This window comes from Oceanicella actignis, assembly GCF_900111545.1.
Classification (GTDB): domain Bacteria; phylum Pseudomonadota; class Alphaproteobacteria; order Rhodobacterales; family Rhodobacteraceae; genus Oceanicella; species Oceanicella actignis.
This window is the reverse complement of sequence record NZ_FOHL01000001.1, coordinates 452,300-475,581: the sequence shown is the minus strand read 5'-3', so window position 1 is coordinate 475,581 and position 23,282 is coordinate 452,300. Positions and strand designations below refer to the sequence as shown.

General features: G+C 72.1%; 21 protein-coding genes. 5 read left to right on the top strand and 16 right to left on the bottom strand.

Annotated elements, in window-relative coordinates; all coding sequences use genetic code 11:
* Complete coding sequence (locus BMW67_RS02220) at positions 1-705, bottom strand: ABC transporter ATP-binding protein (RefSeq protein ID WP_072748104.1); 705 nt, start codon at positions 703-705, stop codon at positions 1-3.
* A complete protein-coding gene (locus BMW67_RS02215) occupies positions 702-1,496 on the bottom strand; it encodes an ABC transporter permease (protein ID WP_072748103.1) in 795 nt (264 codons plus the stop codon). The genes BMW67_RS02220 and BMW67_RS02215 overlap by 4 nt, the downstream gene beginning before the upstream one ends.
* A 203-nt stretch (positions 1,497-1,699) precedes the next feature.
* On the opposite strand from BMW67_RS02215, the gene BMW67_RS02210 reads away from it, so the two are divergent.
* A complete protein-coding gene (locus tag BMW67_RS02210) occupies positions 1,700-2,848 on the top strand; it encodes a polysaccharide biosynthesis/export family protein (RefSeq protein ID WP_072748102.1) in 1,149 nt (382 codons plus the stop codon).
* Between the two features lie 8 nt (positions 2,849-2,856).
* On the opposite strand, the gene BMW67_RS02205 is transcribed toward BMW67_RS02210, so the two are convergent.
* The gene (locus BMW67_RS02205) at positions 2,857-4,182 is read right to left on the bottom strand and encodes a capsule biosynthesis protein (protein ID WP_072748101.1); all 1,326 of its coding nucleotides are present in this window, start codon (positions 4,180-4,182) and stop codon (positions 2,857-2,859) included.
* An 80-nt stretch (positions 4,183-4,262) separates the two neighbouring features.
* Here BMW67_RS02205 and BMW67_RS02200 point away from each other — a divergent pair, with 80 nt between their 5' ends.
* Positions 4,263-5,495 (top strand): capsular polysaccharide export protein, LipB/KpsS family, encoded by a 1,233-nt coding sequence (locus tag BMW67_RS02200; RefSeq protein WP_177174475.1) that lies wholly within the window; start codon positions 4,263-4,265, stop codon positions 5,493-5,495.
* A gap of 90 nt (positions 5,496-5,585) precedes the next feature.
* Here the strand turns inward: BMW67_RS02200 and dnaJ are convergent, their stop codons facing one another.
* Complete coding sequence (gene dnaJ, locus BMW67_RS02195) at positions 5,586-6,737, bottom strand: molecular chaperone DnaJ (protein ID WP_072748099.1); 1,152 nt, start codon at positions 6,735-6,737, stop codon at positions 5,586-5,588.
* Positions 6,738-6,835: 98 nt separating this feature from the next.
* The gene (gene dnaK / locus BMW67_RS02190) at positions 6,836-8,761 is read right to left on the bottom strand and encodes a molecular chaperone DnaK (RefSeq protein ID WP_072748098.1); all 1,926 of its coding nucleotides are present in this window, start codon (positions 8,759-8,761) and stop codon (positions 6,836-6,838) included.
* A gap of 237 nt (positions 8,762-8,998) precedes the next feature.
* Between dnaK and BMW67_RS02185 the strand changes: the two genes are divergently transcribed.
* Positions 8,999-9,616, top strand: a complete 618-nt coding sequence (locus BMW67_RS02185) for an alpha-ketoglutarate-dependent dioxygenase AlkB family protein (RefSeq protein WP_072748097.1) — start codon at positions 8,999-9,001, stop codon at positions 9,614-9,616.
* Between the two features lie 300 nt (positions 9,617-9,916).
* On the opposite strand, the gene BMW67_RS02180 is transcribed toward BMW67_RS02185, so the two are convergent.
* On the bottom strand, positions 9,917-11,101 hold the full coding sequence (locus BMW67_RS02180; protein ID WP_072748096.1) for an FAD-dependent monooxygenase: 1,185 nt from the start codon (positions 11,099-11,101) through the stop codon (positions 9,917-9,919).
* 23 nt (positions 11,102-11,124) lie between these two features.
* A complete protein-coding gene (locus tag BMW67_RS02175) occupies positions 11,125-11,922 on the bottom strand; it encodes an enoyl-CoA hydratase/isomerase family protein (protein WP_072748095.1) in 798 nt (265 codons plus the stop codon).
* Positions 11,923-12,090: 168 nt separating this feature from the next.
* Here BMW67_RS02175 and BMW67_RS02170 point away from each other — a divergent pair, with 168 nt between their 5' ends.
* A complete protein-coding gene (locus tag BMW67_RS02170; protein WP_072748094.1) occupies positions 12,091-13,380 on the top strand; it encodes an adenylate/guanylate cyclase domain-containing protein in 1,290 nt (429 codons plus the stop codon).
* Positions 13,381-13,691: 311 nt separating this feature from the next.
* Here BMW67_RS02170 and BMW67_RS02165 read toward each other — a convergent pair whose 3' ends face one another.
* Positions 13,692-14,270: a hypothetical protein gene (locus BMW67_RS02165; RefSeq protein ID WP_072748093.1), complete on the bottom strand. Its 579-nt coding sequence runs from the start codon at positions 14,268-14,270 to the stop codon at positions 13,692-13,694.
* Positions 14,271-14,766: 496 nt separating this feature from the next.
* Here BMW67_RS02165 and BMW67_RS02160 point away from each other — a divergent pair, with 496 nt between their 5' ends.
* Entirely contained in the window at positions 14,767-17,556 is a 2,790-nt protein-coding gene (locus BMW67_RS02160) for an HAD-IC family P-type ATPase (RefSeq protein ID WP_083581518.1), read from the top strand.
* A 100-nt stretch (positions 17,557-17,656) separates the two neighbouring features.
* On the opposite strand, the gene ureG is transcribed toward BMW67_RS02160, so the two are convergent.
* The 8 genes from ureG to urtE are packed head-to-tail and all read right to left on the bottom strand — an operon-like array spanning position 17,657 to position 23,279.
* On the bottom strand, positions 17,657-18,313 hold the full coding sequence (gene ureG, locus BMW67_RS02155; RefSeq protein WP_072748092.1) for an urease accessory protein UreG: 657 nt from the start codon (positions 18,311-18,313) through the stop codon (positions 17,657-17,659).
* A complete protein-coding gene (locus tag BMW67_RS02150; protein WP_370426853.1) occupies positions 18,310-18,978 on the bottom strand; it encodes an urease accessory protein UreF in 669 nt (222 codons plus the stop codon). The genes ureG and BMW67_RS02150 overlap by 4 nt, the downstream gene beginning before the upstream one ends.
* Positions 18,962-19,399 (bottom strand): urease accessory protein UreE, encoded by a 438-nt coding sequence (locus BMW67_RS02145; RefSeq protein ID WP_072748090.1) that lies wholly within the window; start codon positions 19,397-19,399, stop codon positions 18,962-18,964. The genes BMW67_RS02150 and BMW67_RS02145 overlap by 17 nt, the downstream gene beginning before the upstream one ends.
* Positions 19,400-19,408: 9 nt before the next feature.
* The gene (gene ureC, locus BMW67_RS02140; RefSeq protein WP_072748089.1) at positions 19,409-21,118 is read right to left on the bottom strand and encodes an urease subunit alpha; all 1,710 of its coding nucleotides are present in this window, start codon (positions 21,116-21,118) and stop codon (positions 19,409-19,411) included.
* A complete protein-coding gene (locus BMW67_RS02135; RefSeq protein WP_072748088.1) occupies positions 21,118-21,423 on the bottom strand; it encodes an urease subunit beta in 306 nt (101 codons plus the stop codon). The genes ureC and BMW67_RS02135 overlap by 1 nt, the downstream gene beginning before the upstream one ends.
* Positions 21,424-21,469: 46 nt before the next feature.
* Complete coding sequence (locus BMW67_RS02130; protein ID WP_072748087.1) at positions 21,470-21,772, bottom strand: urease subunit gamma; 303 nt, start codon at positions 21,770-21,772, stop codon at positions 21,470-21,472.
* 15 nt (positions 21,773-21,787) lie between these two features.
* Positions 21,788-22,576: an urease accessory protein UreD gene (locus BMW67_RS02125; RefSeq protein WP_072748086.1), complete on the bottom strand. Its 789-nt coding sequence runs from the start codon at positions 22,574-22,576 to the stop codon at positions 21,788-21,790.
* 7 nt (positions 22,577-22,583) lie between these two features.
* A complete protein-coding gene (urtE, locus tag BMW67_RS02120; protein WP_072748085.1) occupies positions 22,584-23,279 on the bottom strand; it encodes an urea ABC transporter ATP-binding subunit UrtE in 696 nt (231 codons plus the stop codon).
* Positions 23,280-23,282 lie beyond the last annotated feature (3 nt).

The following is a 23,282-nucleotide window of genomic DNA, read 5'->3' as shown; positions in this document are numbered from 1 at the left end:
TCAACTCAGCTCCTCATGCGCTTCGCGAAGGGCCGCGCCCGCGTGGCCGGCGCTCAGATTCGCGACGTGACGCGCGATGGCGTCCTCGACGTCGTCGTAATATTCGAGCCGCCCGTTCTCGAGCACCAGCCCGCAGTCGCAGTAGCTGCGCAGCGGCCCCGGCGCGTGCGAGACCATGATGACGTCGCTCGCCGAAAGGCGGTCCTCGAACACGGCGCGGCACTTGCGCTTGAAGTCGGCGTCGCCCACGGCGATGGTCTCGTCCACCAGATACACGTCGAAGCGGATGCCCATCGACACGCCGAAGGCGAGCCGCGCCTTCATCCCCGCCGAATAGACCGCCACAGGCTGGTGCAGATAGTCGCCCAGCTCGGAAAACTCGCGCACGAAGGCGATCAGCTCGTCCGCGTCCACGCCGTAGATGCGCGCCACGAAGCGCACGTTCTGAATGCCGCTCATCGCCCGGTGGAAGCTGCCCGAAAAGCCCAGCGGCCACGAGACCCGGCAGCCATGGATCACCCGGCCCGAATCGGGTCGCAGCGTGCCCGCGATCAGCCGCAGCAACGAGGATTTCCCCGCCCCGTTGCGCCCCAGCAGCGCCAGCGAGCGCCCGCGCGGGATCGTCATGGTCAGATCGCGCACGACGGTCTTGCGCAGCCCGCCGGGCAGGCGGAAGGTTTTCGAGACGTTCTCGAGACGGATCACAGCTCGTCCAGCCTTTCCGCATGGCGCCGGGCCAGGAGCTGCCCCAGAAGGCACAGCGTCAGCCCCAGGATGATCGGATACTCCAGCCGATCCAGCGTCGCGTGATAGACGGGATAGACCCCCTCGCGAAAGGCGGCCACGATGTGCACCACCGGGTTCAGCGCCAGCAGCTCGCGCAGCTGGGAGGGCAGGGCCTCGGGCAGGAAGAAGATCCCCGAGATGATGAAAAGCGGGCGCATCAGGATCTTGTAGATGCGCTCGTAGATCGGGTGCACCACGAACATCACCGCGTTGACCGACCCCACGCCGAAGGCCAGGATCGCCGCCGCCGCCAGCGCGCCCAGCAGCCATTCGGGCGCGATCAGCACCGGCTCGCCCGTCGCGACGATCAGCGCCGGCAGGATCAGCGCAGCGATCATGCATTCGGTCAGCAGCTGCAGCGTGCCGGCCGCCACGATGGCGTCCCAAGGGTTGACGTTCGGATAACGCAGCAGCGCCTTGTTGGCCCGGATCGCGGTCGAGATCTGGTCCGCCGTGTTGCGGTAAAGGCTGTAGGCGATGTAGCCCGTGGCGAAGAAGACCGGAAAGCTGCGCCCCAGCGAGGGCGTGCGCGCCAGGGTCGAAAACACCAGCGACAGCAGCGCGATGACGGCGATGGGCTCGGCGATGGCCCAGAAATACCCGCCCGCCGAGCGCCCGTAGCGCGTGGTCATCTCGCGCCGCATCAGCGCCCCGACCACGCGCAGGTGCACCCGGAATGGGTTCTCGGCCTGTCCCGCCCTGGCTTCCATGGTCGCTTCCGTCTTTCGCTTGCGCGCCGCGCCGGGCGCGGGGCCGGCGCAGGCGAACGCTTCGTCACTAGCACGCGGCATCGGCGATTGCGAGGGGGCCGGGCGCCCGCGACGGTCGATCCGAGGCGGTTGCGCATCCGCGCGCAAGTCTGCACAAAGAAGGCCGACCGGGGCGCCGCCGCCCCTCGCGCGACGAGGTTCCAATGCGCTTCAATCCGACGCTCCGCGCCGTCCTCATCCTGACCGCACTGCTTGGCGGCTGCGCGCGCATGCCCGAGGCCGGACCCAAGGGGGATGTGGTGCGCGAGACCGCTCAGGTCAAGGATGCGCCCTATCTGCTGGTCCCGCTCGACCCGGCGGCGCTTGACGCGCTCGAGGGCGCGTCGGGCGGCGAAGCGGGCGCGCTGCGCGCCGACGCGCCCGCCGCCGGCCCCGCCGCGGGCGACGCGCTGCGGGTGGGCGATCTGGTGACGGTGACGGTGTGGGAGGCCGTCAATGGCGGCCTGTTCAGCGCGCCGCAGGCGAACGGGCCGCGCATGGCGCCCTTCCCGGCCCAGCGCGTGGCCGAGGACGGCGCCATTCTGGTGCCCTATGCCGGGCGCATCCGCGCCGCCGGGCGCACCCCGCGACAGGTCGAGCGCGCCATCGAGGCGGCGCTGGCGGGCAAGGCGATCGAGCCCCAGGCGCTGGTCACGCGCCAGGAATCGCCCGTCTCGGCCGTCACGGTGCTGGGCGACGCGGCCAATGGCGGCGGCCGCGTGGCGCTGGCCGGGGTGGGCGAGCGGGTCCTGGACGTGATCGCGGCCGCCGGCGGCCTGCGCGCCGCCCCGCACCGCACGCTGGTGCGCCTGACGCGGGGCCGGATCTCGGCCGAGGCGCATCTGTCCGAGGTGCTGCGCGACCCGGCGCAGAACGTCCCCGTCCGCCCGGGCGACGTCGTCAACCTGGTCGAGGCGCCGCGCAGCCTGACCGTGTTCGGCGCCGCCGCCCGCCCCAGCAAGATCGAGTTCCCCGCCGAGCGCCTGACCCTGGACGAGGCCCTGGCCCTGGCCGGCGGGCTGTCGGACGACCGGGCCGACCCCTCGGCGGTGTTCGTCATGCGCCGCGAGAGCGCCGAAACCGCCCGCGCGCTGACCGGCGGGCGCGTCGCGCGGGACGTGCCGGTGGTCTACAACCTGGATCTGAGCCGGCCCGAGTCCTTCTTCCTGGCCCGCCGCTTCGAGATGCGCGACAAGGACATCATCTACGCCGCCAACGCCCCGATCGCGAATTTCGAGAAGGTCATGCGCGTCATCGCCCTGGCGCTGCAGCCGGTTTCGACCGGCGTCGGGCTGGCGCGGCTTGCGCAGTGAGCGCGCGCTCAGCGCCCGCCCGGCGCCGGGCGCAGGCGCGGGGGAAAGGGCATGAAGGCGCCCGGCTCGTTGACGCGCCCGCCGGCCACGCGCGCCACGATCTCGGCCTGCGCGCGCGCCCGTCCCGCCGGCTGGTAGAACGAGCCCTTGACCTGGATCGTTGCCGCCAGCGCCAGGACGAAGTCGCGCGTCAGGGCGCGGTCCGGCGCGGCGGCCTCGCGCCAGAAGGCGTCGAGCGGCCCCTGATGCGTCAGCCCCTTGACGTCGAACACCGCCGCGCCCAGCGCCGCCGTCGGCCGTCCCGCGCGGATGGCGTGCAGCCCGACGGTCGAGTTGACGACGATCACCCCATGCGCCGCCTCGATCAGCGCGTTCAGATCGCCGCCGTCGATCGTGGTCACCCGCTCGGCCACGCCGTGCGCCGCGGCGGCGCGCGCCACGCGGGCGGGCCAGTTCTCGAGCCCGTTGTCCAGCGGGTGCTGCTTGACCACCAGCCGCCGCGCGGGCGGCGCGTGGCGCGCGAACGAGGCCACGACCTCTTCGATCGCGTCCTCGAGCCCCGCATAACCGCAATTGTCGCGGATCTGGTAGTCGCTTTGAAGCTGAAGGGCGAACAGGTCGTATTCGAAGGCGCGGGCGGCGCAGGCGCGGGTCACCTCGCGCGCATGGGCCTCGGCGCGGCGGCGTCGCGCCAGCCGCGGCAGCCACGAGATGAAGTCGAGCAGGGGATGATACAGCCTGTCCATCCGGTAGAACGGATAGGGCCAGAAGAACAGGCTGTTGAGCAGGTTGAACGAGACCTCGTTGAAGGCTTCCTGAACGAAGGGATGGGGGTGGCGGGTTTTCAGGTCGGGCGCGAAGCCCTCGGCGCGCACGCGTTCGGCGATGGCGCGGATGGCGTCGGGATCGTCCGGAAAGCGCGAATAGGCGCCCATGCCCACGCGCTCGAGCGTCAGCCAGTCCGGGCGCAGATAGCCGAACTCGAGCGCATGGGCGCGCAGGCCGCGTTCCTCGGCCAGCTCGGCGGCGACGACGTGGTAGGGGTTGCGGTCGGCGTAATACAGGATGTCGGTGACGCCCCGGCGCGCGACGAAATCCTCCAGCCAGCGCCGCCAGCCGGCGAAGCGGCCGCGATACGAGGCCGTCGGCCGCCGGCCCCAATAGACCCGATCGGCCGTGCAGACGGCGACGTGAAGCGCCTCGTGCCCGGCGGCCTCGAAGGCGCCGGCCAGCTCGCGCCAGAAGGGCGAGGGCGGGCCCTGCAGCAGCAGCACGCGCCGGCGCGCGGGCGCGGCGGGGGCGGCTTCGGCGCGGGTTGCGTCGTCTGGCGTCATTTCGTGTCCGGCGTGCAGGGATGGCCCCGCAGCGCTAGGCGCGGGCGGGCGGCTTGTCAATGGCGGCGGGGGCGGCGGGCATGAGCGGCGAGGCGCGCGCGCGCACGGCGCTGCTGCTGCAGGGGCCGTCATCGTTCTTCTTCTCGTATCTGGGCGACGCGCTCGAGGCGCGGGGCGCGCGGGTCTTGCGGGTGCATCTGTGCCCCGGCGACATGCTGTTCTGGCGCCGGGGCGGCGGGCGGGTCTATCGCGGCGGCCTGGCGCGCTGGCCCGCCTGGATCGAGGCGTTCATGGCGCGCGAGGGGGTGAGCGACCTTGTCCTTCTGGGCGCGCACCGGCCCTTTCACGCGCCCGCCATCGCCGCCGCGCGCAGGCTGGGCGTGTTGGCGCATCATGTTGAGCTGGGCTATTTCCGCCCCGACTGGATCACGGTCGAGCTGGACGGGGCGGGCCCCGACTCGCGCTTCGCGCGCGAGGCCGAACGCTTCATGGCGCAGGCCGCCGCCGCCACGGACTCCGCCGCGCCGCCCCAGCCGGCGCGGCGCTTCGCCTCCAGCTTCGCGGCCTATGCGGCCATGGACATGGCGTGGAACCTGTCGAACCTGGCGCTGTCATGGGCGCTGACGCCAGGCTATCGGCGCCATCAGCTGTGGCATCCGCTGGCCGAATATGGCGGCTTCGGGCTGAAGCTGGCGGCCGGGCCGCTGCGGCGGCGGGCGGCGGGGCGGGCGCTGGCGGCGTTGGCGCGGGCGCGCGGGCCGATGTTCCTGTTCCCGCTGCAGCTGCGCACCGATCACCAGATCCGCGTCAACGGCCCGGACCCGGACCTGCGCGCGACCGCGCGGCGCGTGGTGCGCTCATTCGCGGCGCATGCGCCGGCGGACGCGGTGCTGGCGGTCAAGGAGCACCCCATGGACAACGGGCTGACCCCCTGGCGGCGGCTGCTCGAGCGCGAGGCCGCCGCCTGCGGCGCCGCCGGGCGCGTGCGCGTGTTCGACGGCGGCGATCTGGACGCGCTGATCGCGCGCAGCGCCGGGGTCGTCACGGTCAATTCGACCGTCGGCTTGGCGGCGCTGGCGGCGGGGCGCCCGGTCAAGGCGCTGGGACGCGCGCTGTTCGACCGGCCGGGGCTGACCGACCAGGCGCCGCTCGACGCGTTCTGGCGCGCGCCGGCCGCCCCGGATCCGGCTTTGGCCCGCGACTTCCTGGCGGCGCTGCGGTGGGCGACGCAGCTGCGCGGCGCCTTCGACGGCGAAGGAGCGCTGCCGGGCGCCGAGGCGGCGGCCGAACGCATTCTGCATCCGCGCCTGTAGCGGCCCTGCCGCCGCCGCGGGCGCGCCCCCTTGGCCGGCCTTGCGATCGCTCCGCGGCCGTGACCGGCGTCCGGCCGGGGCGCGCGCGGCTCAGCCGGTCATGCCCTCCCAGAAGGACTTGACCTTCGAGAAGAAGTTCGAGCTGTGGGGCGAGTTGTCCTTGCCCGCGGCCTCGAACTCGCGCAGCAGCTCCTTCTGGCGCGGGGTCAGGTTGACGGGCGTCTCGACCTGCAGCTCGAGATACAGGTCGCCATGGCGGCCGCCGCGCAGGTTGGGCATGCCCTTTTCGCGCAGGCGCAGCTGCTTGCCCGACTGCACGCCCGCGGGCACCTTGACCCGGGTGCGGCCGCCGTCCAGCAGCGGCACCTCGATCTCGCCGCCCAGCGCGGCGGTGGTCATGGGCACGGGGACGCGGCAGTGCAGGTCGGGGCCTTCGCGCTCGAAGATCGGGTGCGGCGCGACCTCGATGAAGATGTAGAGATCGCCTGGCGGCCCGCCGTTCACGCCCGCCTCGCCCTCGCCGGCCAGGCGGATGCGGGTGCCCGTCTCGACGCCCGGCGGGATGTTGACGTTGAGCGTGCGCTCGCGATGCACGCGGCCCGAGCCGCCGCAGGCCCGGCACGGGTTCTTGACCACCTGGCCGCGGCCCGAGCAGGTGGGGCAGGTGCGCTCGATGGTGAAGAAGCCCTGCTGCGCGCGCACCTTGCCCATGCCCGAGCAGGTGGGGCAGGTGACGGGCGCCGAGCCGTCCTCGGCGCCGGTGCCGTCGCAGGACTCGCACTTGGCCGAGCCGGGCACCGTGATGGTCTGCCGCTTGCCTGTGTAGGCCTCTTCGAGCGTGACGCGCAGATTGTAGCGCAGGTCCGATCCGCGCCGCGCCGCCGTCCGCCGACGCCCGCCGCGATGGCCCATGAAGTCGCCGAACAGATCGTCGAACACGTCCGAGAAGGCCGAGGCGAAATCCGCGTCGCCCTGCGGCCCGCCATGGCGGAACCCGCCGGCGCCGGGGCCGCCGGCCTCGAAGGCGGCGTGGCCGAACTGGTCGTAGGCGGCCTTCTTCTGCGGATCCTTGAGAACGTCGTAGGCCTCGTTCACCTCCTTGAACAAGGCCTCGGCCTCGGGGCGGTCGGCGTTGCGGTCGGGGTGCAGCTCCTTGGCCTTGGCCCGGTAGGCCTTCTTGATCTCGGCCTCCGTCGCGTTGCGGGAGACGCCGAGGACTTCGTAATAGTCGCGTTTCGCCATGTCGATCTCCTAACGCGGGAGCCGTTTCACGCAGCGGCCCCGCCCCCGCTGCCGGGGGCGGGGCCAGGCCGCGCCGCGGGGCCGAGCGGCCCCGGACGTCACTTCTTCGCGTCGTCGTCCTTCACCTCGGTGAAGTCGGCGTCCACCACGTCGTCGTCCTGGCCCGACGCCTTCTGCTCGGCGCCGCCCTCGGCGGCCTGGCCTTCGGCCTCGGCGGCCTGGGCCTTGTAGATGGCCTCGCCCAGCTTCATGGCCGCCTCGGTCAGGGCCTGCGACTTGGCCTTGATCTCGGCCGCGTCCTCGGATTCGAGCGTGCCCTTGAGCGCGGCGACGGCGTCCTCGATGGCCGTGCGGGTGGCCTCGTCAACCTTGTCGCCATGCTCCTTGAGCGACTTCTCGGTCGAGTGGATCAGGCTTTCGGCCTGGTTGCGGGCCTCGACCAGCTCGCGGCGCTTGCGGTCGGCTTCGGCGTTGGCCTCGGCCTCCTTGATCATCTTCTCGATGTCCTCGTCGGACAGGCCGCCCGAAGCCTGGATGGTGATCTTCTGCTCCTTGCCGGTGGCCTTGTCCTTGGCCGAGACCGAGACGATGCCGTTGGCGTCGATGTCGAAGGTCACCTCGATCTGCGGCACGCCGCGCGGCGCGGGCGGGATGTTCTCGAGGTTGAACTGGCCCAGCAGCTTGTTGTCCGCGGCCATCTCGCGCTCGCCCTGGAAGACGCGGATGGTGACGGCGGTCTGGTTGTCCTCGGCGGTCGAGAACACCTGGCTCTTGCGGGTCGGGATGGTGGTGTTGCGGTCGATCAGACGGGTGAACACGCCGCCCAGCGTCTCGATCCCGAGGCTGAGCGGGGTGACGTCCAGCAGCACCACGTCCTTCACGTCGCCCTGCAGCACGCCGCCCTGGATCGCGGCGCCCAGCGCCACCACCTCGTCGGGGTTGACGCCCTTGTGCGGGGCCTTGCCGAAGAACTTGGTCACCTCCTCGACGACCTTGGGCATGCGGGTCATGCCGCCGACCAGGATCACCTCGTCGATGTCGGTCTTGGAGATGCCCGCGTCCTTGAGCGCGGCCTTGCAGGGCTCGAGCGTGCGGGCGATCAGGTCCTCGACCAGGCTTTCCAGCTTGGCGCGGGTCAGCTTGATCACCAGGTGCAGCGGCGTGCCCGACTTGGGATCCATCGAGATGAAGGGCTGGTTGATCTCGGTCTGCTGGCTGGAGGACAGCTCGATCTTGGCCTTCTCGGCCGCTTCCTTCAGGCGCTGCAGCGCCAGCTTGTCCTTGCGCAGATCGACGCCATGCTCCTTCTGGAACTCGGAGGCGAGGTAATCGACGATGCGCATGTCGAAGTCCTCGCCGCCCAGGAAGGTGTCGCCGTTGGTCGACTTCACCTCGAACAGGCCGTCCGAGATCTCGAGGATCGAGACGTCGAAGGTGCCGCCGCCCAGGTCATAGACCGCGACGGTCTTGTCGCCTTCCTTGTCCAGGCCATAGGCCAGCGCCGCCGCGGTGGGCTCGTTGATGATGCGCAGCACCTCGAGCCCGGCGATCTTGCCGGCGTCCTTGGTGGCCTGGCGCTGGGCGTCGTTGAAGTAGGCGGGAACGGTGATGACCGCCTTCTCGACTTTCTCGCCCAGATAGGCCTCGGCGGTTTCCTTCATCTTCTGCAGGATGAAGGCCGAGATCTGGCTGGGCGAATACTTCTGGCCGCGCGCCTCGACCCAGGCGTCGCCGTTGGGGCCCTCGACGATCTTGTAGGGCACCATCTTCATGTCCTTCTGGACGACCGGGTCGTCCATGCGGCGGCCGATCAGGCGCTTGACGGCGAAGAGGGTGTTCTCGGGGTTGGTCACCGCCTGGCGCTTGGCCGGCTGGCCGACGAGGCGCTCATCCTCGGTGAAGGCAACCATCGAGGGCGTGGTGCGCGCGCCCTCGGAGTTCTCGATCACCTTCGGCTGCGACCCTTCCATGACGGCGACGCAGGAGTTCGTGGTCCCGAGGTCGATACCGATGACTTTCGACATTTTGCGATCCTTCTTTCGGCGATCTTCAAGGGCGGGTCCGGCGCGGCCCCCGTCCTTCATCCCATGCGGGCCTTGCCGAAACGACAACGCCCGCGGTTCGCCTCGCATATAGGGGCCGCTCGTGCGGGCCGCAAGCGCGGCGGGCGCGGGGCGCGGCCGGAATCGGCGCCCTGCGGCTTGCCGGCCGCGCCCCGCGCGCTAGGCTGGGTGGGCGAGTGCGGCGGCGGAGGCAAACGCATGACGGCGCTGGAGCTGAACGGGGTCAGGATCTTCAAGGGGTTTCTGGGGCGCGAGGCGCAGCGCGCGCTGCTCGATCAGGTGCGCGAGGCGGTTCGCGCGGCGCCCTTCATGCGCCCCGTCACGCCCTGGGGCAAGCCGATGAGCGTGCGCATGACCTCGGCCGGCCGCGTGGGCTGGGTGTCCTCGCGCCAGGGCTATCGCTACGCCGCGCGCCATCCGGCCGGCACGCCCTGGCCGCCCATCCCGCCCGGCGCCCTGGCGGTGTGGGAGGCGCTTTCGGACTGGCCCGAGCCGCCGGATTGCTGCCTCATCAACCATTACGGCGAGAAGGCCCGCATGGGCCTGCATCAGGACCGCGACGAGGGCGAGTTCGCCGCGCCGGTGGTGTCGATCTCGCTGGGCGACGCGGCGGTGTTCCGCGTGGGCGGGACGCGGCGCGGCGATCCGACGCGCTCGACGACGCTGGAAAGCGGCGACGTCGCCATTCTGGGCGGACCGGCGCGGCTGGCCTATCACGGCGTGGACCGGGTGCGCTTCGGCAGCTCGACCCTGCTGCCCCAGGGCGGCCGCATCAACCTGACGCTGCGCGTCGTGCGCGTCGCGCCGCAGGCGTGACGCCGCGGCGGCGGGCCGGATGGGCCGATTGTCCGGGGCGATCGGTCGGGCTGGCCGAGGCCCCGCGCCGCCGCATGCGCCCCGCGCCCAACGCGTAGCGGGCGGATAGGCGCGCACGGGCCGCCGGGGCGGCGCCGCCCTTGGACGCAGCCATGGACGGCGCGGGGACGGGTGCGCGCAAGATGGCGCCCGGCCGATTGCAGGGGCGGCGCGCCATGCGGATGGCGCCCGCGCGCCGGCGCCGCGGCGGGGCGAAGGGCTGGCGACCTTCGCGGGGCGGGCAGGTTCCGAGGGGCGCCTTCAGACGGGCGCCCGGGCCGGATCGTAGCCGTAGATCCAGTCGTTGAGCGCCGCCGCCCGGCCGGGCGCAAGGCGGGCGAACAGCTCGAGCGCCGCGAATTTCGCCAGCCCGTCCAGCGCCGTGCGCGCGTGAAAGCGCCGCCCCGTGCGCCGCGCCGCCTGCTGAAGGCGCGTGGCGCGGGGCTTGCGCGCGGCCTCGTAGGCGGCAAGCCCGTCGGCGACGCCATGCGCCGCGACCGCGCGCGACAGCACCACCGCGTCCTCGAAGGCCATGGCCGCGCCCTGCGCAAGAAAGGGCGTGGTCGGATGCGCCGCGTCGCCCAGCAGCGCAAGGCGCCCGCGCCGCCAGCTGGGCAGGGGGGCGTGCCCGAACAGGCCCCATTCGAAGGTTTCGTCCGCCGCATCCAGGATCGCGCGCGCCTGCGGGTGCCAGTCGGCGAACTCGGCGCGCAGCGCCTCGGGGTCGCCCGGGCGGCTCCATCCCTCTTCGGTCCAGGCGGCGCGCTCGATCACGGCGACGAAGTTGACGATCTCGCCGCCGCGCAGCGGATAATGGACCAGGTGCCGCCGCGGCCCCATCCACACGGTCGCGCAGGGCGGCGCGGCGCCTCCGGGCAGGCGGTCGGCGCGGACCAGCCCGCGGAACGCCACATTGCCCGAAAAGCGCGGCGACGAGGCGCCCGCCGCCGCCCGCAAGCGCGAGCGCACCCCGTCCGCGCCCACGATCAGATCGGCGCGCAACGGGCCGCGGTCGGTTTGCAGCGCGTCCTCGCTCACCCCCAGCGCCTCGCAGCCCAGGCGCAGCTCGACCCCCGCCGCCAGCGCCGCGCGCAACAGGATGTCCAACATGTCGGCCCGGTGGATCTGGCGATAGGGCGCGCCGTGGCGGCGCTCGATCTGCGGGTTGAGCGCCAGCCGCCAGGCGAGGCGGCCGCTGCGCCAGGCGCGCAGCTCGACCGCCTGCGGCGCGAAGCCCGCGGCGCGCGCCTCGTCGCCCACGCCCAGATGGTCGAGCGCCTTGATCGCGTTCGGCGACAGCTGGATCCCCGCGCCCACCTCGCGCAGGGCCTCGGCGCGTTCGACCACCGTCGCGCGCCAGCCCATGCGCGCAAAGGCCAGCGCGGCGGCCAGGCCCCCAAGCCCTCCTCCGGCGACGGCGACGCTGCGCTGGGCGCGGTCGGACATGGGGGCGCTCCGCAAGCTGGCGCTCAGGCGCCGGTGAAGACGGGCTTTTCCTTGCGGAAGAAGGCGGCGACGGCGTTGCGCGTGTCCTCGCTGCCGGCGCACAGGGCCTGGAGCTCGGCCTCGAGGCGGAAGGTGGTCTCGAAATCGCCGCCCTCGGCCGCGCGCAGGATCTGCTTGGCGTAGCGCAGCGTGCGCGGCGCGCCCTGGGCCAGCCGGGCCGCCCATTCGAGCGCCGCCGCGCGCGCCTGGCCTGCGGGAACCACCTTGTTGACCATGCCCGCGCGCAGGCATTCCTCGGCCGTGATGCGCGGCGCCTCGACGATCGCCTGATAGGCGCGCTTGTAGCCCAGCGCCCGCACCAGGTGCCAGTGGTTGCCCCCGTCGGGAACCAGCCCGATGGCCGCGAAGGCCTGGTAGATGTAGGCGTCCTCCTCCATCACCGCCAGGTCGCAGGCCAGCGCGTAGGCCGCGCCGATGCCCGCGCAGGCGCCGTGGATCGCGGCGACGAAGGGCTTGGCCGAGCGCATGATCGCGTCGATCGAGGGCTTGAACTCTTCGTTGAGCACGCGCGTGACGTCCTCGCCCGGCACGCCCGCGCGCAGATCGGCGCCGGCGCTGAAGGCGCGCCCCTCGCCGGCCAGCACCACGACGCGCACGGCCTCGTCCTGCTCGGCGCGGCGCAAGGCGTCCAGCAGGTCGCGCCGCAGCGCCGCGTCGAAGGCGTTGAGGCTGTCGGGCCGGTTGAGCGCGATCAGCGCCACGGGGCCCGACACGGCGTAGCGGACGGTTTCGAGTTCGGTCTCTTGCGGCTCAGCGCTCATGCCTCGGGCTCCTTCGCTCGTTCTCGCCCGCGCGGGGCCTTGGTCGGGCGCGCGGCGCGCCCTTCGATCGGGCCGACTGTTTCGCCGCCGCGCGGCCTCGTCAAGCCCGGCGCTTGCCTTGTCGCGCGCCGGGCCGCAAGATCCGGCGGTCAGCTTGAAGGGGGCGCGATGAAGAAGCGGGCGGGCGAAGCGCCCTTCGCCGCCGCGATGCGGCGCGAGGCCGAGCGCCGCCGGCGCATCGGCGCCCTTGCGCGCGCGGGGGCGCTGGCCGCGCTCGCGCCGGTGGTGGCGCTGGTCTCGGACTGGCCGGACGCGCTCTGGAACCTCGGCTTCATGGCGGTTCTGGCGGCGCTGGGCGGGCTGCATGTCGCGGCCGCGCGGATCTGGTCCGAGCGCGCCTGGCCCGATTTCGCCTTCGCCGCGCTCGACATCGGCGCGCTGGCGCTGTTCCTGGCCACGCCCGATCCGCTGGGCGGCGGCCCGGCGCCGGCGGCGCTGGGCGGCGGGGTGGGGCTGTTCCACCTGGCGCTGTCCTGGCTGGCGCTCAGCCTTCGTCCGGCCCTGCTGCTGTGGGGCGGGGCATGGGCGGCGGCGCTGTGGCCGGCGGCGGCGCTGGCGGCCGGGTCGGGGGCGCCGTTGCGGCTTCTGGCGTTGCAGGCGGCGGCGCTGGCGGCGGCGGCGGGCGTGCTGGCGGCGGCGGCGGGGGCCTCGCGGCGGATGGCGCGCCGGCAGGCCGAGCTCGAGCGGCGCGCGGCCGATCTGGCGCGCTACGTCCCGCCCGAGCTGGCGGCCCGCCTGGCCGAGCGCGACTGGCCTTACGCGCAGGGGATCGAGCGTCACGCGGCGGTGCTGTTCGCCGACCTCGTGGGCTTCACCGGCTGGGCCGAAACGCAAAGCCCGCAAGAGGTGCTGCGCCTGCTGCGCGAGGTGCAGGCCGCCACCGCCGAGGCGGTGTTCGAGGCCGGCGGCGTGCTCGACAAGTTCATCGGCGACGGGGCCATGGCCACCTTCGGCGCGGCGGCCGATCCGCCCGGCGCCGCCCGCGCGCCCGAAGCCGAGCGCCGCCGCATGGCCGCGCGCGCCGCGCTGGCCTGCGCCGAGCGGATCGTGGACCGGCACGCGGCGCTGCGCCAAGGGCCGGGCGCGGTCGGGCGCGCGCCGCTGGCCATATCGGTGGGCGTGCATTTCGGGCCGGTGATCGTGGGCGACGTCGGCGCGCGCCAGCGCCTCGAGCTGGCGGTGCTGGGCGACTCGGTCAACGTCGCGGCCCGGCTCGAGGGTCTGACGCGCGCGGTGGGCTGCGCGGCCTGCGCCTCGCAAGAGCTGATGGACGCGGCGGGCGGCGCGCCGCCGCGCTGGCGGCTGGTGGGGCCGGCGCGCCTTGCCGGGCGGCGCGGCGAAGAGATCGTCTGGGCGCTGGACCCGCCCGGGGCCGCCGCGGCCCGGGGCGCGCGCTGAACGCGGCGCGGCCCCGCACGACGATCACGACCGCGGCGGCGCCCCGCGCGCCGGTCCGTTTGCGCCGGCGCCGAGCGACGCGCGGGCGAACCCTTCGGCGCCGAGCCCGCGCGCGCGGCGTCGAATGATCTGATCCGCGCCTCGCGGCGTTCGATCGGCGCCTGCGCCGCCTTGGGCAAGGCGGGCGGTCCCCGGCGCCCCGGCGGATTTCGAGCTGTTCCGCCCCGCCCGCCGCGCGGACCGGGCCGGGCGCGGCTGCGGCAAGGCCGATCCCGAGCCGCCTCGCCGGCTGGGCGAGGGCCCGAGGCGGATCAGGGCGCGATCGAAGCCTTGCGCCGCGACGTCCATCCCAACAGGACCAATCCCGTGGCGAGAAGCGGCAACCCGGCCGGAACCGGAACGGCCGAGACGGCGACCACCCGTCCGGTCGCCTCGCCGCCGCGCCAGTTGGTGATGGACGAACCGACCCCTTGGGCGCATTCGGAACGCGAAGAGCAGCGGAACTCGGCGAACGCCCGCTCCGAAATCGGTTTCGAGCCGGGCGCGCCCAGATCGGCAAGCCAAACGCCCGCCAGCATGAAAGCCGTCTGCTCGGCGCTCGGGTCCGCGCCGCTTTGCCCGAACGTCAGCCCGCCGCCGGCGGAATAGAAGGACTCGCCCAGATGCGCATCGAAGATCAGGCCGCCCGAGGGCGACCCTGCCGGCGTGGCGATGCGGACGTCATGGATCTGGCCGGTGTCGGTGTCATAGCGGAAGACGCCGCTCGCCGTGCCTGCGTCGGGACCCGACACGCTTCCGGCCAAGATCGTTCCCGAGAAAGACCACTCCAGCACGGCGGCATGAGCCGAAGCCGCCGTCAGCGCCAGCGCGGCCGAAGCGGCGGCCAGCATGGCGCGCAAGGACAATGGCAAATATTTCGATGTCTGCATGGCGAATACTCATCAGAAAAAAACGATGTTGGTTGAAAATGCTACGCTTCTCGGCGACCGGCGGTCAAGTTGCGAGGATTCGTCAGACTCGGCGCGGTCCGTCATGCTCTTGCCAAGGGCGGCAGATCTCGCGCGGTTTCTTCCCGCGGCCCTCTTTTCGGCGCGACGCGAAAAATCCGCCTCATGGGCGAGCAGCGACGGCGAAAAGGCGGCCGTCCGCCGGCGGGGGCCTGGTCCTTGCCCGCGCTCGCGCGCTTCGCCAAGCCGGCCCGCGCGCCGGCGGAACGATCGCCTCGGCCGCTCGAACGCCCCGAGCGACCTTGCCCGATCCTCCGCGGGCTGTCATGGATCGGTCGGGCGGTCTTGACCGGGCCATCCGGGCGCCTGCGCCCTCGATCGTCCCTGCGGATCGCCGCGACGGGGCGAGGGCGAAGCCGGACGTGACGCGAGGAAGCCGATGGAAGACGTGCAAGACCCGGGCGCGGCAGGCAGAGCCGGCCCGCAAGGCGCAACGCCTTCGAACGGGGCGCCGCGGGCCCCCGGCGGCGTTCCCTTTCATGCCCTGTCATGCGAAGAGGCGCTGGCCGCGCTGGCTTCGTCGCGTCAGGGGTTGAGCCAGGCCGAGGCCGCGGCGCGGCTGCGTCGGCACGGGCCGAACGTGCTTCCCGAGCGCCGACGCGCGGGGCCGGTGCGGCGCTTCTTGCGGCAATTCAACAATCTGCTGATCTACGTCTTGCTTGTCGCGGCGGCCATCACCGCCGGGCTTGACCACTGGATCGATACCGGGGTGATCCTCGCCGTCGTGCTGGTCAACGCGCTTGTCGGCTTCATGCAGGAAGGCCGCGCCGAAGCCGCCATCTCTGCGCTGCAGCGGATGCTTGCGCCGCAGGCGACGGTGCTGCGCGAGGGCAAGCGGCTGCGCATTCCGGCGGCCGAGCTGGTCCCCGGCGACGTGATCCTGGTCGAAGCCGGCGACCGGGCGCCGGCCGACGCCCGGCTGATCGAGGCCGTCCGGCTGAAGGCGCAGGAAGCGATCCTCACGGGCGAATCCGTGCCGGTGGACAAGTCGACCGAACCCGCGGCGGCGGACGCGCCGCTTGGCGAGCGGCGCTCGATGCTGTTCTCGGGCACGCTGGTCGTCGCGGGGCAGGGCCGTGCCGTCGTCGCCGCCACGGGCGCGGCGACCGAGATCGGCCGGATCAGCGGCATGCTCTCGAACGTCGAGGAGCTGACCACGCCGCTGCTTCGCAAGATGGACGCCTTCGCCCGCTGGATCACCGCCCTGATCCTGCTCGGCGCAGCCATTCTGCTGGTCTACGGGCATTTCGTCCGGCGCCACCCGTTCGAGGAGCTGTTCCTCACCGTCGTCGGCCTTTCGGTGGCGGCGATCCCCGAAGGTCTGCCGGCGGTGCTGACCATCACGCTTGCCGTGGGCGTGCGCAAGATGGCCGAGCGTCACGCCATCGTCCGCCGACTGCCCGCCATCGAGACCCTGGGCGCGCTGACGGTGATCTGCACCGACAAGACCGGCACGCTGACCCGCAACGAGATGATGGTCGCCGAGGCGGCGACCTCGGCCGAGCGCTACGAGGTGACGGGCGAGGGCTATCTGCCGGGCGGCGAAATTCGCCCCCTGGGCGAGACGAACGGCGAGGATGCCGCGATCGCCGCGCTTGTCGAAGCCGCGATGGCCTGCAACGACGGCGCGCTTGTCGATCGCCCCGAGGGCCGAACCATCGCGGGCGATCCGATGGAGGCGGCGCTTCTGGTGCTGGCCGAGCGGGCCGGGCGGCTGCAGGAGCGCTCGGGCATCGCCCGGCTGGCGCTGATTCCCTTCGACGCCGCGCATCGCTACATGGCCACGCTCGATCGGATGCCCGACGGCGCCGTCCGCCTGCATGCGAAGGGCGCGCCGGAGGCGATCCTGGCGCTTTGCGACGGCGAGATGGCGCCCGACGGCCGCCCGCGCCCGCTGCGCGCCGAGTTCTGGCAGGCCGAGACCGAGCGCATGGCCGCGCAGGGCATGCGGGTGATCGCCATCGCGCGCCGCGAGGCGAGCGCGGACGAACGGCCGACCCCCGAAACCCTGACGGGCGGCTTGACGCTGCTTGGCCTGGCGGGCCTGATCGACCCCCCGCGCGCCGAGGCGATCGCCGCCGTGGCCGAGTGCCGGCAGGCCGGCATCAGGGTGAAGATGATCACCGGCGACCATCCCGCAACCGCGTCGGCCATCGCCGCGATGATCGGGATCGAGGCGCCTGAACGGGTGCTGACGGGGCGCGACCTCGACCGCCTCGACGACGCGATGCTGATCGAGGAGGCGCGGCTGACCAACGTCTTCGCCCGCACCACGCCCGAGCACAAGCTGCGCCTGGTGATCGCGCTGCAGCAGGCGGGCGAGATCGTGGCCATGACGGGCGACGGCGTGAACGACGCTCCGGCGCTCAAGCGCGCCGACGCCGGCATCGCCATGGGCGTCGCCGGCTCGGACGCCGCCAAGGAGGTGGCCGACCTGGTGCTGACCGACGACAACTTCGCCTCGATCGCAGCGGCGGTGCGCGAGGGCCGCACCGTGTTCGAGAACATCCGCAAGGTCATAAGCTGGACCCTGCCCACCAACGCCGGCGAGGCCGCGGTGGTCGTGGTCGCGCTTCTGGCCGGGCTGGCGGCGCCGCTTTCGGCCTTGCAGATCCTGTGGGTCAATCTTGCAACCGCCGGCACGCTGGGCATCGCCCTGGCGTTCGAACGGACCGAACCGGGGATCATGCGGCGCCCGCCCCGAGCGGCGGACGCGCCGGTGCTCGACCGCACCCTGGTCTGGCATGTGATCTTCGTCTCGGTCCTGTTCGTCGCCGGCGCCTACGGAATGTTCAACTACGCCATGGGTCGCGGCCATTCGGTCGAGCTGGCCCGGACGCTGTGCGTCAACACATTGATCGTGCTCGAGGTGTTCCACCTTTTCTTCATCCGCAACTTCCATCTCACGTCGCTGACATGGGAGGCGGTGCGCGGCACGAAGGCGGTCTGGATCGCGGTCGTCGTGGTGGTGGGCGCGCAGATGCTCTTCACCTATGCGCCCTTCATGCAGGCGGTCTTCGCCACCCGGCCGGTGTCGTTGATCGACGGCGCGGTCGTGATCGGCGTCGGCCTGGCCTTCTTCGCCGTCGTCGAGGTCGAAAAGCAGCTGCGGCTGCGGCTGAGCAACGGCGCCGGGCCTGCCGCGCGCCGGGGGCGCGGATATCGCTGAAATGGGCCGGACCGAGGCTTTTGCCGACGGTCGCCGCCCGCGCGTCGGGGGCGGCGCCTCGGCGCCGCGCCGTCGGCCTTGCGCGTCGGGACGGGCGCCCCTATCGCGAGGCGGGGGATGATGCGGGGGTTTCGTCCGGCGCGAGCGTCAGGCCGCCCGCGTCGCCGAGGAAATCCACGATCTCTTCAAGGCCCTGTCCCGCGCGCAGCTCGGCCATCACATGGGGACGGCCCTCGCGCATGGCCTCGACGTCCTGCCGGTATGTCTCGAGCGACACCCCGACATGGGGCGCCAGATCGCACTTGTTCGCCACCAGCAGGTCCGAGCGGGTCAGCGCCGCGCCGCCCTTGCGGGGAATGTCCTGACCTGCGGCGACGTCGATGACGTAGATCGTCAGATCCACCAGTTCCGGGCTGAATGTGGCCGCAAGATTGTCGCCGCCCGACTCGATCAGCACCAGATCGAGGTCGGGAAACCTTTCGCGCAGCTCGGCCAATGCGGCAAGATTGATCGAGGCGTCCTCGCGGATCGCGGTATGCGGGCAGCCCCCGGTCTCGACGCCGCGGATGCGATCCAGCGGCAGCACCTGGGCGCGCATCAGGAATTCGGCGTCTTCGCGGGTGTAGATGTCGTTGGTGATGACCGCCATCGACAGGCGCGGAGCAAGCGCGCGCGCGAGCGCGGCGGTCAGCGTGGTCTTGCCGGCGCCGACGGGGCCGCCGATGCCGACGCGCAGCGGGCCGTTTGGTGAGGTCATGAGCGGAAGATCCTTGTCGTCATGGTTTCGTGTTCGAGGCTGGCCATGTCCGAAGCCAGGGCGCAGCCGCCAAGATCGTCCGGGCAGGATCGCAGGGCCTCGGCCGCGACGCGCGCGATCAGGGGCGCAAGGCCGGCCAGGATCCCCTGTCCCGCGCTTTGGCCCAGCGGGACGTGGCGCACCGCGATGGTGGCGAGATTGGCGGCGAAGTTCTGCAGATAGGCCAGCAGGACGGCCTCGAGAGGAAGGCCGGCCCCCCGCGCGGCCGCGCCGACCGCCACCGGCAAGGGCCAAGGGGGCAGATCCGCCTCGCCCGTGCGTTCGAGCGTGGCGGCGAAAGCCGCGCCCTGGGCGGCGCTTTCGCGCGCGCGCTCGGCGCCGGGAGCCAGCGCCAGCGCCAGATCGGCGAGTTCCTCGCGCTCCTGGGCGTTCGCCGCCCGCCAGCTTGCCGCAAGCAGGATCGCATCGTTGCGTCCGGCGCCGTGCTCCAGCACCGCCGCCAACCAGTCCCGCGCCGTTTCGGCGTCGCGCACCCGCCCCGCCGCCGCCTCGGCCTCGAGGCCGTGGCTGAAGGCGAAGCCTCCGGTCGGGAAGGCGGGCGAGAGCCAGCGCGCAAGGGTCAGAAAGATCTGCGCGTCCATCGGCTGTTCAATGCGAATGGCCATGCGTGCGTCCGTGGCCATAGGCGCCGCCTTCCGGGGCGAAGGGTTCGACGACCTCGCAAATGCGCCCGCCCAGCCGCCGGATCATCTCGCCCAGCACGTGATCGCGCGCGATGAGCAGCCGTCCCTCTTCGATCTGGCAGGGCGTATGTCGGTTGCCCAGATGCCAGGCGAGGCGAACAAGGTCGCCGGCGATCTCGTAAAGCGGCTCGGGGGCGGCGACCACCTCGACCAGGCGGCCGTCGTCGAGCACGAAAGCGTCGCCATGGTCGAGCGCGGCGGTTTCGGGCAGGTCCGCCAGAAACGCCTCGCCGGCGTCGGTGGTCAGCACCTTTCGGCGCAGGAAGCGCTGTTCATGGGTGAGCGTCACCCGGGCGTCGCCGCGGTGCGCATGGATTGTGGCGCGAGCGATGGGAAGAGTCATGCCTTGCGCTCAGAACAGGAAATAGCGTTGGGCCATGGGCAACGCCTCGGCCGGCTCGCAGGTCAGCAATTCGCCGTCGGCGCGGACCTCGTAGGTCTCGGGATCGACCTCGATCTTCGGCAGCGCGGCGTTGAGCGCCATGTCCCTCTTGCCGATGCCGCGCACGCCCCCGACCGCCGCGGTCCGCTTGCGCAGGCCAAGCCGCGCGCCGATTCCGGCCGCCTCGGCAGCCGCGCTGACGAAGGTCACGGCGCTTGCCTCGACCGCGCGTCCCAGCGCGCCGAACATGGTGCGCGAATACACGGGCTGCGGCGTCGGGATCGAGGCGTTCGGATCGCCCATCTGGCTCATGGCGATGGCGCCGCCGATCATCACCATCTCGGGCTTGACCCCGAAGAAGGCCGGATCCCACAGCGCCAGATCCGCCCGCTTGCCTTCCTCGACCGAGCCGGTCTCTTGCGCGATCCCGTGGGCGATGGCGGGATTGATCGTGTATTTGGCGATGTAGCGGCGGACGCGGAAATTGTCGTTGTCGCCGGTTTCCTCGGGCAGGCGTCCGCGCTGCTTCTTCATCTTGTCGGCGGTCTGCCATGTGCGGATGATCACCTCGCCCACCCGGCCCATCGCCTGGCTGTCCGAGGCGATGATCGAGAAGGCCCCGATGTCGTGCAACATGTCCTCGGCGGCGATGGTCTCGCGCCTGATCCGGCTTTCGGCGAAGGCGACGTCCTCGGGGATGCTCGGGTCGAGGTGATGGCAGACCATGAGCATGTCGAGATGCTCTTCGAGCGTGTTCGCCGTATAGGGCCGGGTCGGGTTGGTCGATGCCGGCAGCACATTGGGCTCGCCGGCCAGGCGGATGATGTCGGGGGCGTGGCCGCCGCCCGCGCCCTCGGTGTGAAAGGCGTGTATCGTGCGGCCCCTGAAGGCGCCGATGGTGGCTTCGACGAAGCCGCTTTCGTTGAGCGTGTCGGTATGGATCATCACCTGCACGTCCATGTCGTCGGCAACGGTCAGGCAGTTGTCGATGGCGGCCGGCGTCGTGCCCCAATCCTCGTGCAGCTTGAGGCAGCAGGCCCCCGCTTCCACCTGCTCGACAAGCGCGGCGGGAAGCGAGGCGTTCCCCTTGCCCGCGAAGCCGAAGTTCATCGGCAGACCGTCGACCGCCTGCAGCATCCGCCCGATATGCCACGGTCCCGGCGTGCATGTGGTGGCCAGCGTGCCATGGGCGGGCCCCGTTCCGCCGCCCAGCATGGTGGTGATGCCCGAATGCAGCGCATCCTCGACCTGCTGGGGGCAGATGAAATGAATGTGGCTGTCGATGCCCCCGGCCGTCAGGATCCTGCCCTCGCCGGCGATCACCTCGGTTCCCGGGCCGATGACGATGTCGACGCCGGGTTGCGTATCGGGGTTGCCGGCCTTGCCGATCTTCGCGATCCGCCCGTCCCTGAGGCCGACATCGGCCTTGAAGATGCCGGTGTGATCGACGATCAGCGCATTGGTGATGACCGTATCCATCGCCCCCTCGGCGCGGCTCGCCTGAGACTGCCCCATTCCGTCGCGGATCACCTTGCCGCCGCCGAACTTCACCTCTTCGCCGTAGGCGGCGAGGTCGCGCTCGACCTCGATGATCAGTTCGGTGTCGGCAAGGCGCACGCGGTCGCCGACGGTGGGGCCATACATGTGGGCGTAATCGGCGCGCGAGATCCTGAAGGGCATCACAACTCTCCCATCACCTGTTGCCGGAAGCCGTAGATCCGCCTGGCCCCGGCGATCGGCACAAGCCGCACCTCGCGCCGCTGGCCGGGCTCGAAGCGCACCGCGGCGCCGGCGGGTATGTCGAGACGCATGCCGCGCGCCCGCGCTCGGTCGAAGTCGAGCGCCGCGTTGGTCTCGGCGAAGTGGTAGTGCGAGCCCACCTGCACCGGCCGGTCGCCGGTGTTGGCGACCTCCAGCGTCAGCGCTTCGCGGCCCGCGTTCAGCTCGATTTCGCCCTCGAGAGGGAAGAGTTCGCCCGGAATCATCGCCTTGCCCTCGTCATCCTGGTCCGAATGCCTCGCCCGAGGCGGATCAACGGATCGGCCGGTGCACCGTCACCAGCTTGGTTCCGTCGGGGAAGGTCGCCTCGACCTGGATCTCGTCGATCATCTCGGGCACGCCCTCCATGCAGTCCTCGCTCCGGATCACATGCGCCGCGGCCTCCATCAGATCGGCCACCCGCCGCCCGTCCCGCGCGCCCTCGACGACGAAATCGGCGATGAGGGCGACCGCCTCGGGGTGGTTGAGCTTCACCCCCCGCGCCTTTCGCGCCCGGGCCACCATCGCCGCGACGCTGACCATGAGCTTGTCTCTTTCCCTGGGCGTGAGCTTCATCGTGATCCTGCCTCCTCATATCTGCCAGACGGTCGGAACCTGCGCGCCCAGCACCCCGACAAGCCGCGCCGCCAGCGCCTTGAGCGGGGCGAGATCGGGCGCCAGCATGCGCACCACGATCCGCCCCTCCCAGGCCGAGGCGGCGGCGCGCAGATCGTCGCGCGCGAGCGCCTGGCGCACCTGCGGCAGAAGCGCTTCGGCCCCGGGCGCAAGGCAGCTCATCAACCCGATCGCCCGCGCCCCGTCGAGCAGCGCCGGCGCGCGCGCAAGCGCCGCCATGTCGCCCCCGAGCCGCAACGCCTCGGCCTGCGCAAGCCGCCCGCCGCGGCGGATGCGCCAGCGGTCCGCAAGCTGCGCGGCCGCAAGCGTCTCGCCCATGGCGCGGCGGCCCAGGACCAGCATCTCGAGGCCGATGAAGCACGCATCCTCGGCCATCTCGACCTCGAGCCTTCGCGCGAGCGCGCTGCGCTCGAAAAGAATCGTTTCCTGCGGCAGCCACCACAGCGTGCAGCCCCGGCCGATCCGCAGCCGGCTCTCCACCCGCGCCGCCCCGCTGATCGAACGGTATGCGCGCTCGGCCGCCTGCGTGGTCATCGCAAGCCGCGCCCCCTCGCTCAGCTCCGCCTCGACCGCGAAGCGATCGCCGCCCGTGAGGCCGCCGGCGGTGTTGAGCACCACCGCAAGCGGCGGGCCGCCGGCGTTCCTCGGCATCATGATCCGCCCGCAGCCCGCCTGCGCGAGCCGCCCGAGCCGCTCGCCGGCAAAGCTGACGGCCACATGCCCGCGGGCGCGCTGGTGCGTCATGCCGCGCTCAGACCGTGAGCAGGCGTCGAACATCGGCCTCGACCATTTCCCGCCGCCGTCCCGACATGACCACCTCGCCCCGGTCCATCACCACGAAGCTGTCGGCAAGGTCGCGTGCGAACTCGAAATACTGCTCGACCAGAACGATCGCCATCTGCCCCTGGTCGCGCAGCCAGGCGATGGCGCGGCCGATGTCCTTGATGATCGAGGGCTGGATGCCCTCGGTCGGCTCGTCCAGCACCAGAAGCCTCGGGCGGGTCACCATCGCCCGCGCGATGGCAAGCTGCTGCTGCTGCCCGCCCGAAAGATCGCCGCCGCGACGGCCCAGCATCTCCGCGAGCACCGGGAACAGCTCGAACACCTCCTCGGGCAGGCGCCGCTCGCCGCGCGGCAGGCAGGCAAAGCCGGTCTCGAGGTTTTCCCGCACGGTGAGGAGGGGAAAGATCTCGCGCCCCTGCGGCACGCTGCCGAAGCCGAGGCGCGCGCGCCGGTGGGCGGGCAGGGCCGCGACGTCCGCGCCGTTCCACACAATGGCGCCGCGGGCGATGCGCCGGCGGCCGGTGATGGCGCGGATCAGCGAGGTCTTGCCCACCCCGTTGCGCCCCATCACCGCCGTCACCTCGCCCGGCCGCGCCGCGAGCGAGACCGACTTGAGCGCCCGGCTCGCGCCGTAGAAAAGGTCGATGTCCTTCACTTCGAGCATCGT

Bases quoted from the DNA above. Each gene is read 5' to 3' on its own strand.
- BMW67_RS02165 (WP_072748093.1), bottom strand. From the start codon at position 14,270: ATGCTGGCCGCCGCTTCGGCCGCGCTGGCGCTGACGGCGGCTTCGGCT.
- ureG (WP_072748092.1), bottom strand. From the start codon at position 18,313: ATGACCTCACCAAACGGCCCGCTGCGCGTCGGCATCGGCGGCCCCGTC.
- BMW67_RS02125 (WP_072748086.1), bottom strand. From the start codon at position 22,576: ATGACGCACCAGCGCGCCCGCGGGCATGTGGCCGTCAGCTTTGCCGGC.
- BMW67_RS02160 (WP_083581518.1), top strand. From the start codon at position 14,767: ATGGAAGACGTGCAAGACCCGGGCGCGGCAGGCAGAGCCGGCCCGCAA.
- dnaJ (WP_072748099.1), bottom strand. From the start codon at position 6,737: ATGGCGAAACGCGACTATTACGAAGTCCTCGGCGTCTCCCGCAACGCG.
- BMW67_RS02170 (WP_072748094.1), top strand. From the start codon at position 12,091: ATGAAGAAGCGGGCGGGCGAAGCGCCCTTCGCCGCCGCGATGCGGCGC.
- BMW67_RS02150 (WP_370426853.1), bottom strand. From the start codon at position 18,978: ATGGCCATTCGCATTGAACAGCCGATGGACGCGCAGATCTTTCTGACC.
- BMW67_RS02185 (WP_072748097.1), top strand. From the start codon at position 8,999: ATGACGGCGCTGGAGCTGAACGGGGTCAGGATCTTCAAGGGGTTTCTG.
- BMW67_RS02175 (WP_072748095.1), bottom strand. From the start codon at position 11,922: ATGAGCGCTGAGCCGCAAGAGACCGAACTCGAAACCGTCCGCTACGCC.
- BMW67_RS02135 (WP_072748088.1), bottom strand. From the start codon at position 21,423: ATGATTCCGGGCGAACTCTTCCCTCTCGAGGGCGAAATCGAGCTGAAC.
- BMW67_RS02145 (WP_072748090.1), bottom strand. From the start codon at position 19,399: ATGACTCTTCCCATCGCTCGCGCCACAATCCATGCGCACCGCGGCGAC.
- BMW67_RS02205 (WP_072748101.1), bottom strand. From the start codon at position 4,182: ATGACGCCAGACGACGCAACCCGCGCCGAAGCCGCCCCCGCCGCGCCC.
- BMW67_RS02180 (WP_072748096.1), bottom strand. From the start codon at position 11,101: ATGTCCGACCGCGCCCAGCGCAGCGTCGCCGTCGCCGGAGGAGGGCTT.
- BMW67_RS02130 (WP_072748087.1), bottom strand. From the start codon at position 21,772: ATGAAGCTCACGCCCAGGGAAAGAGACAAGCTCATGGTCAGCGTCGCG.
- BMW67_RS02200 (WP_177174475.1), top strand. From the start codon at position 4,263: ATGAGCGGCGAGGCGCGCGCGCGCACGGCGCTGCTGCTGCAGGGGCCG.
- dnaK (WP_072748098.1), bottom strand. From the start codon at position 8,761: ATGTCGAAAGTCATCGGTATCGACCTCGGGACCACGAACTCCTGCGTC.
- urtE (WP_072748085.1), bottom strand. From the start codon at position 23,279: ATGCTCGAAGTGAAGGACATCGACCTTTTCTACGGCGCGAGCCGGGCG.
- ureC (WP_072748089.1), bottom strand. From the start codon at position 21,118: ATGCCCTTCAGGATCTCGCGCGCCGATTACGCCCACATGTATGGCCCC.
- BMW67_RS02210 (WP_072748102.1), top strand. From the start codon at position 1,700: ATGCGCTTCAATCCGACGCTCCGCGCCGTCCTCATCCTGACCGCACTG.
- BMW67_RS02215 (WP_072748103.1), bottom strand. From the start codon at position 1,496: ATGGAAGCCAGGGCGGGACAGGCCGAGAACCCATTCCGGGTGCACCTG.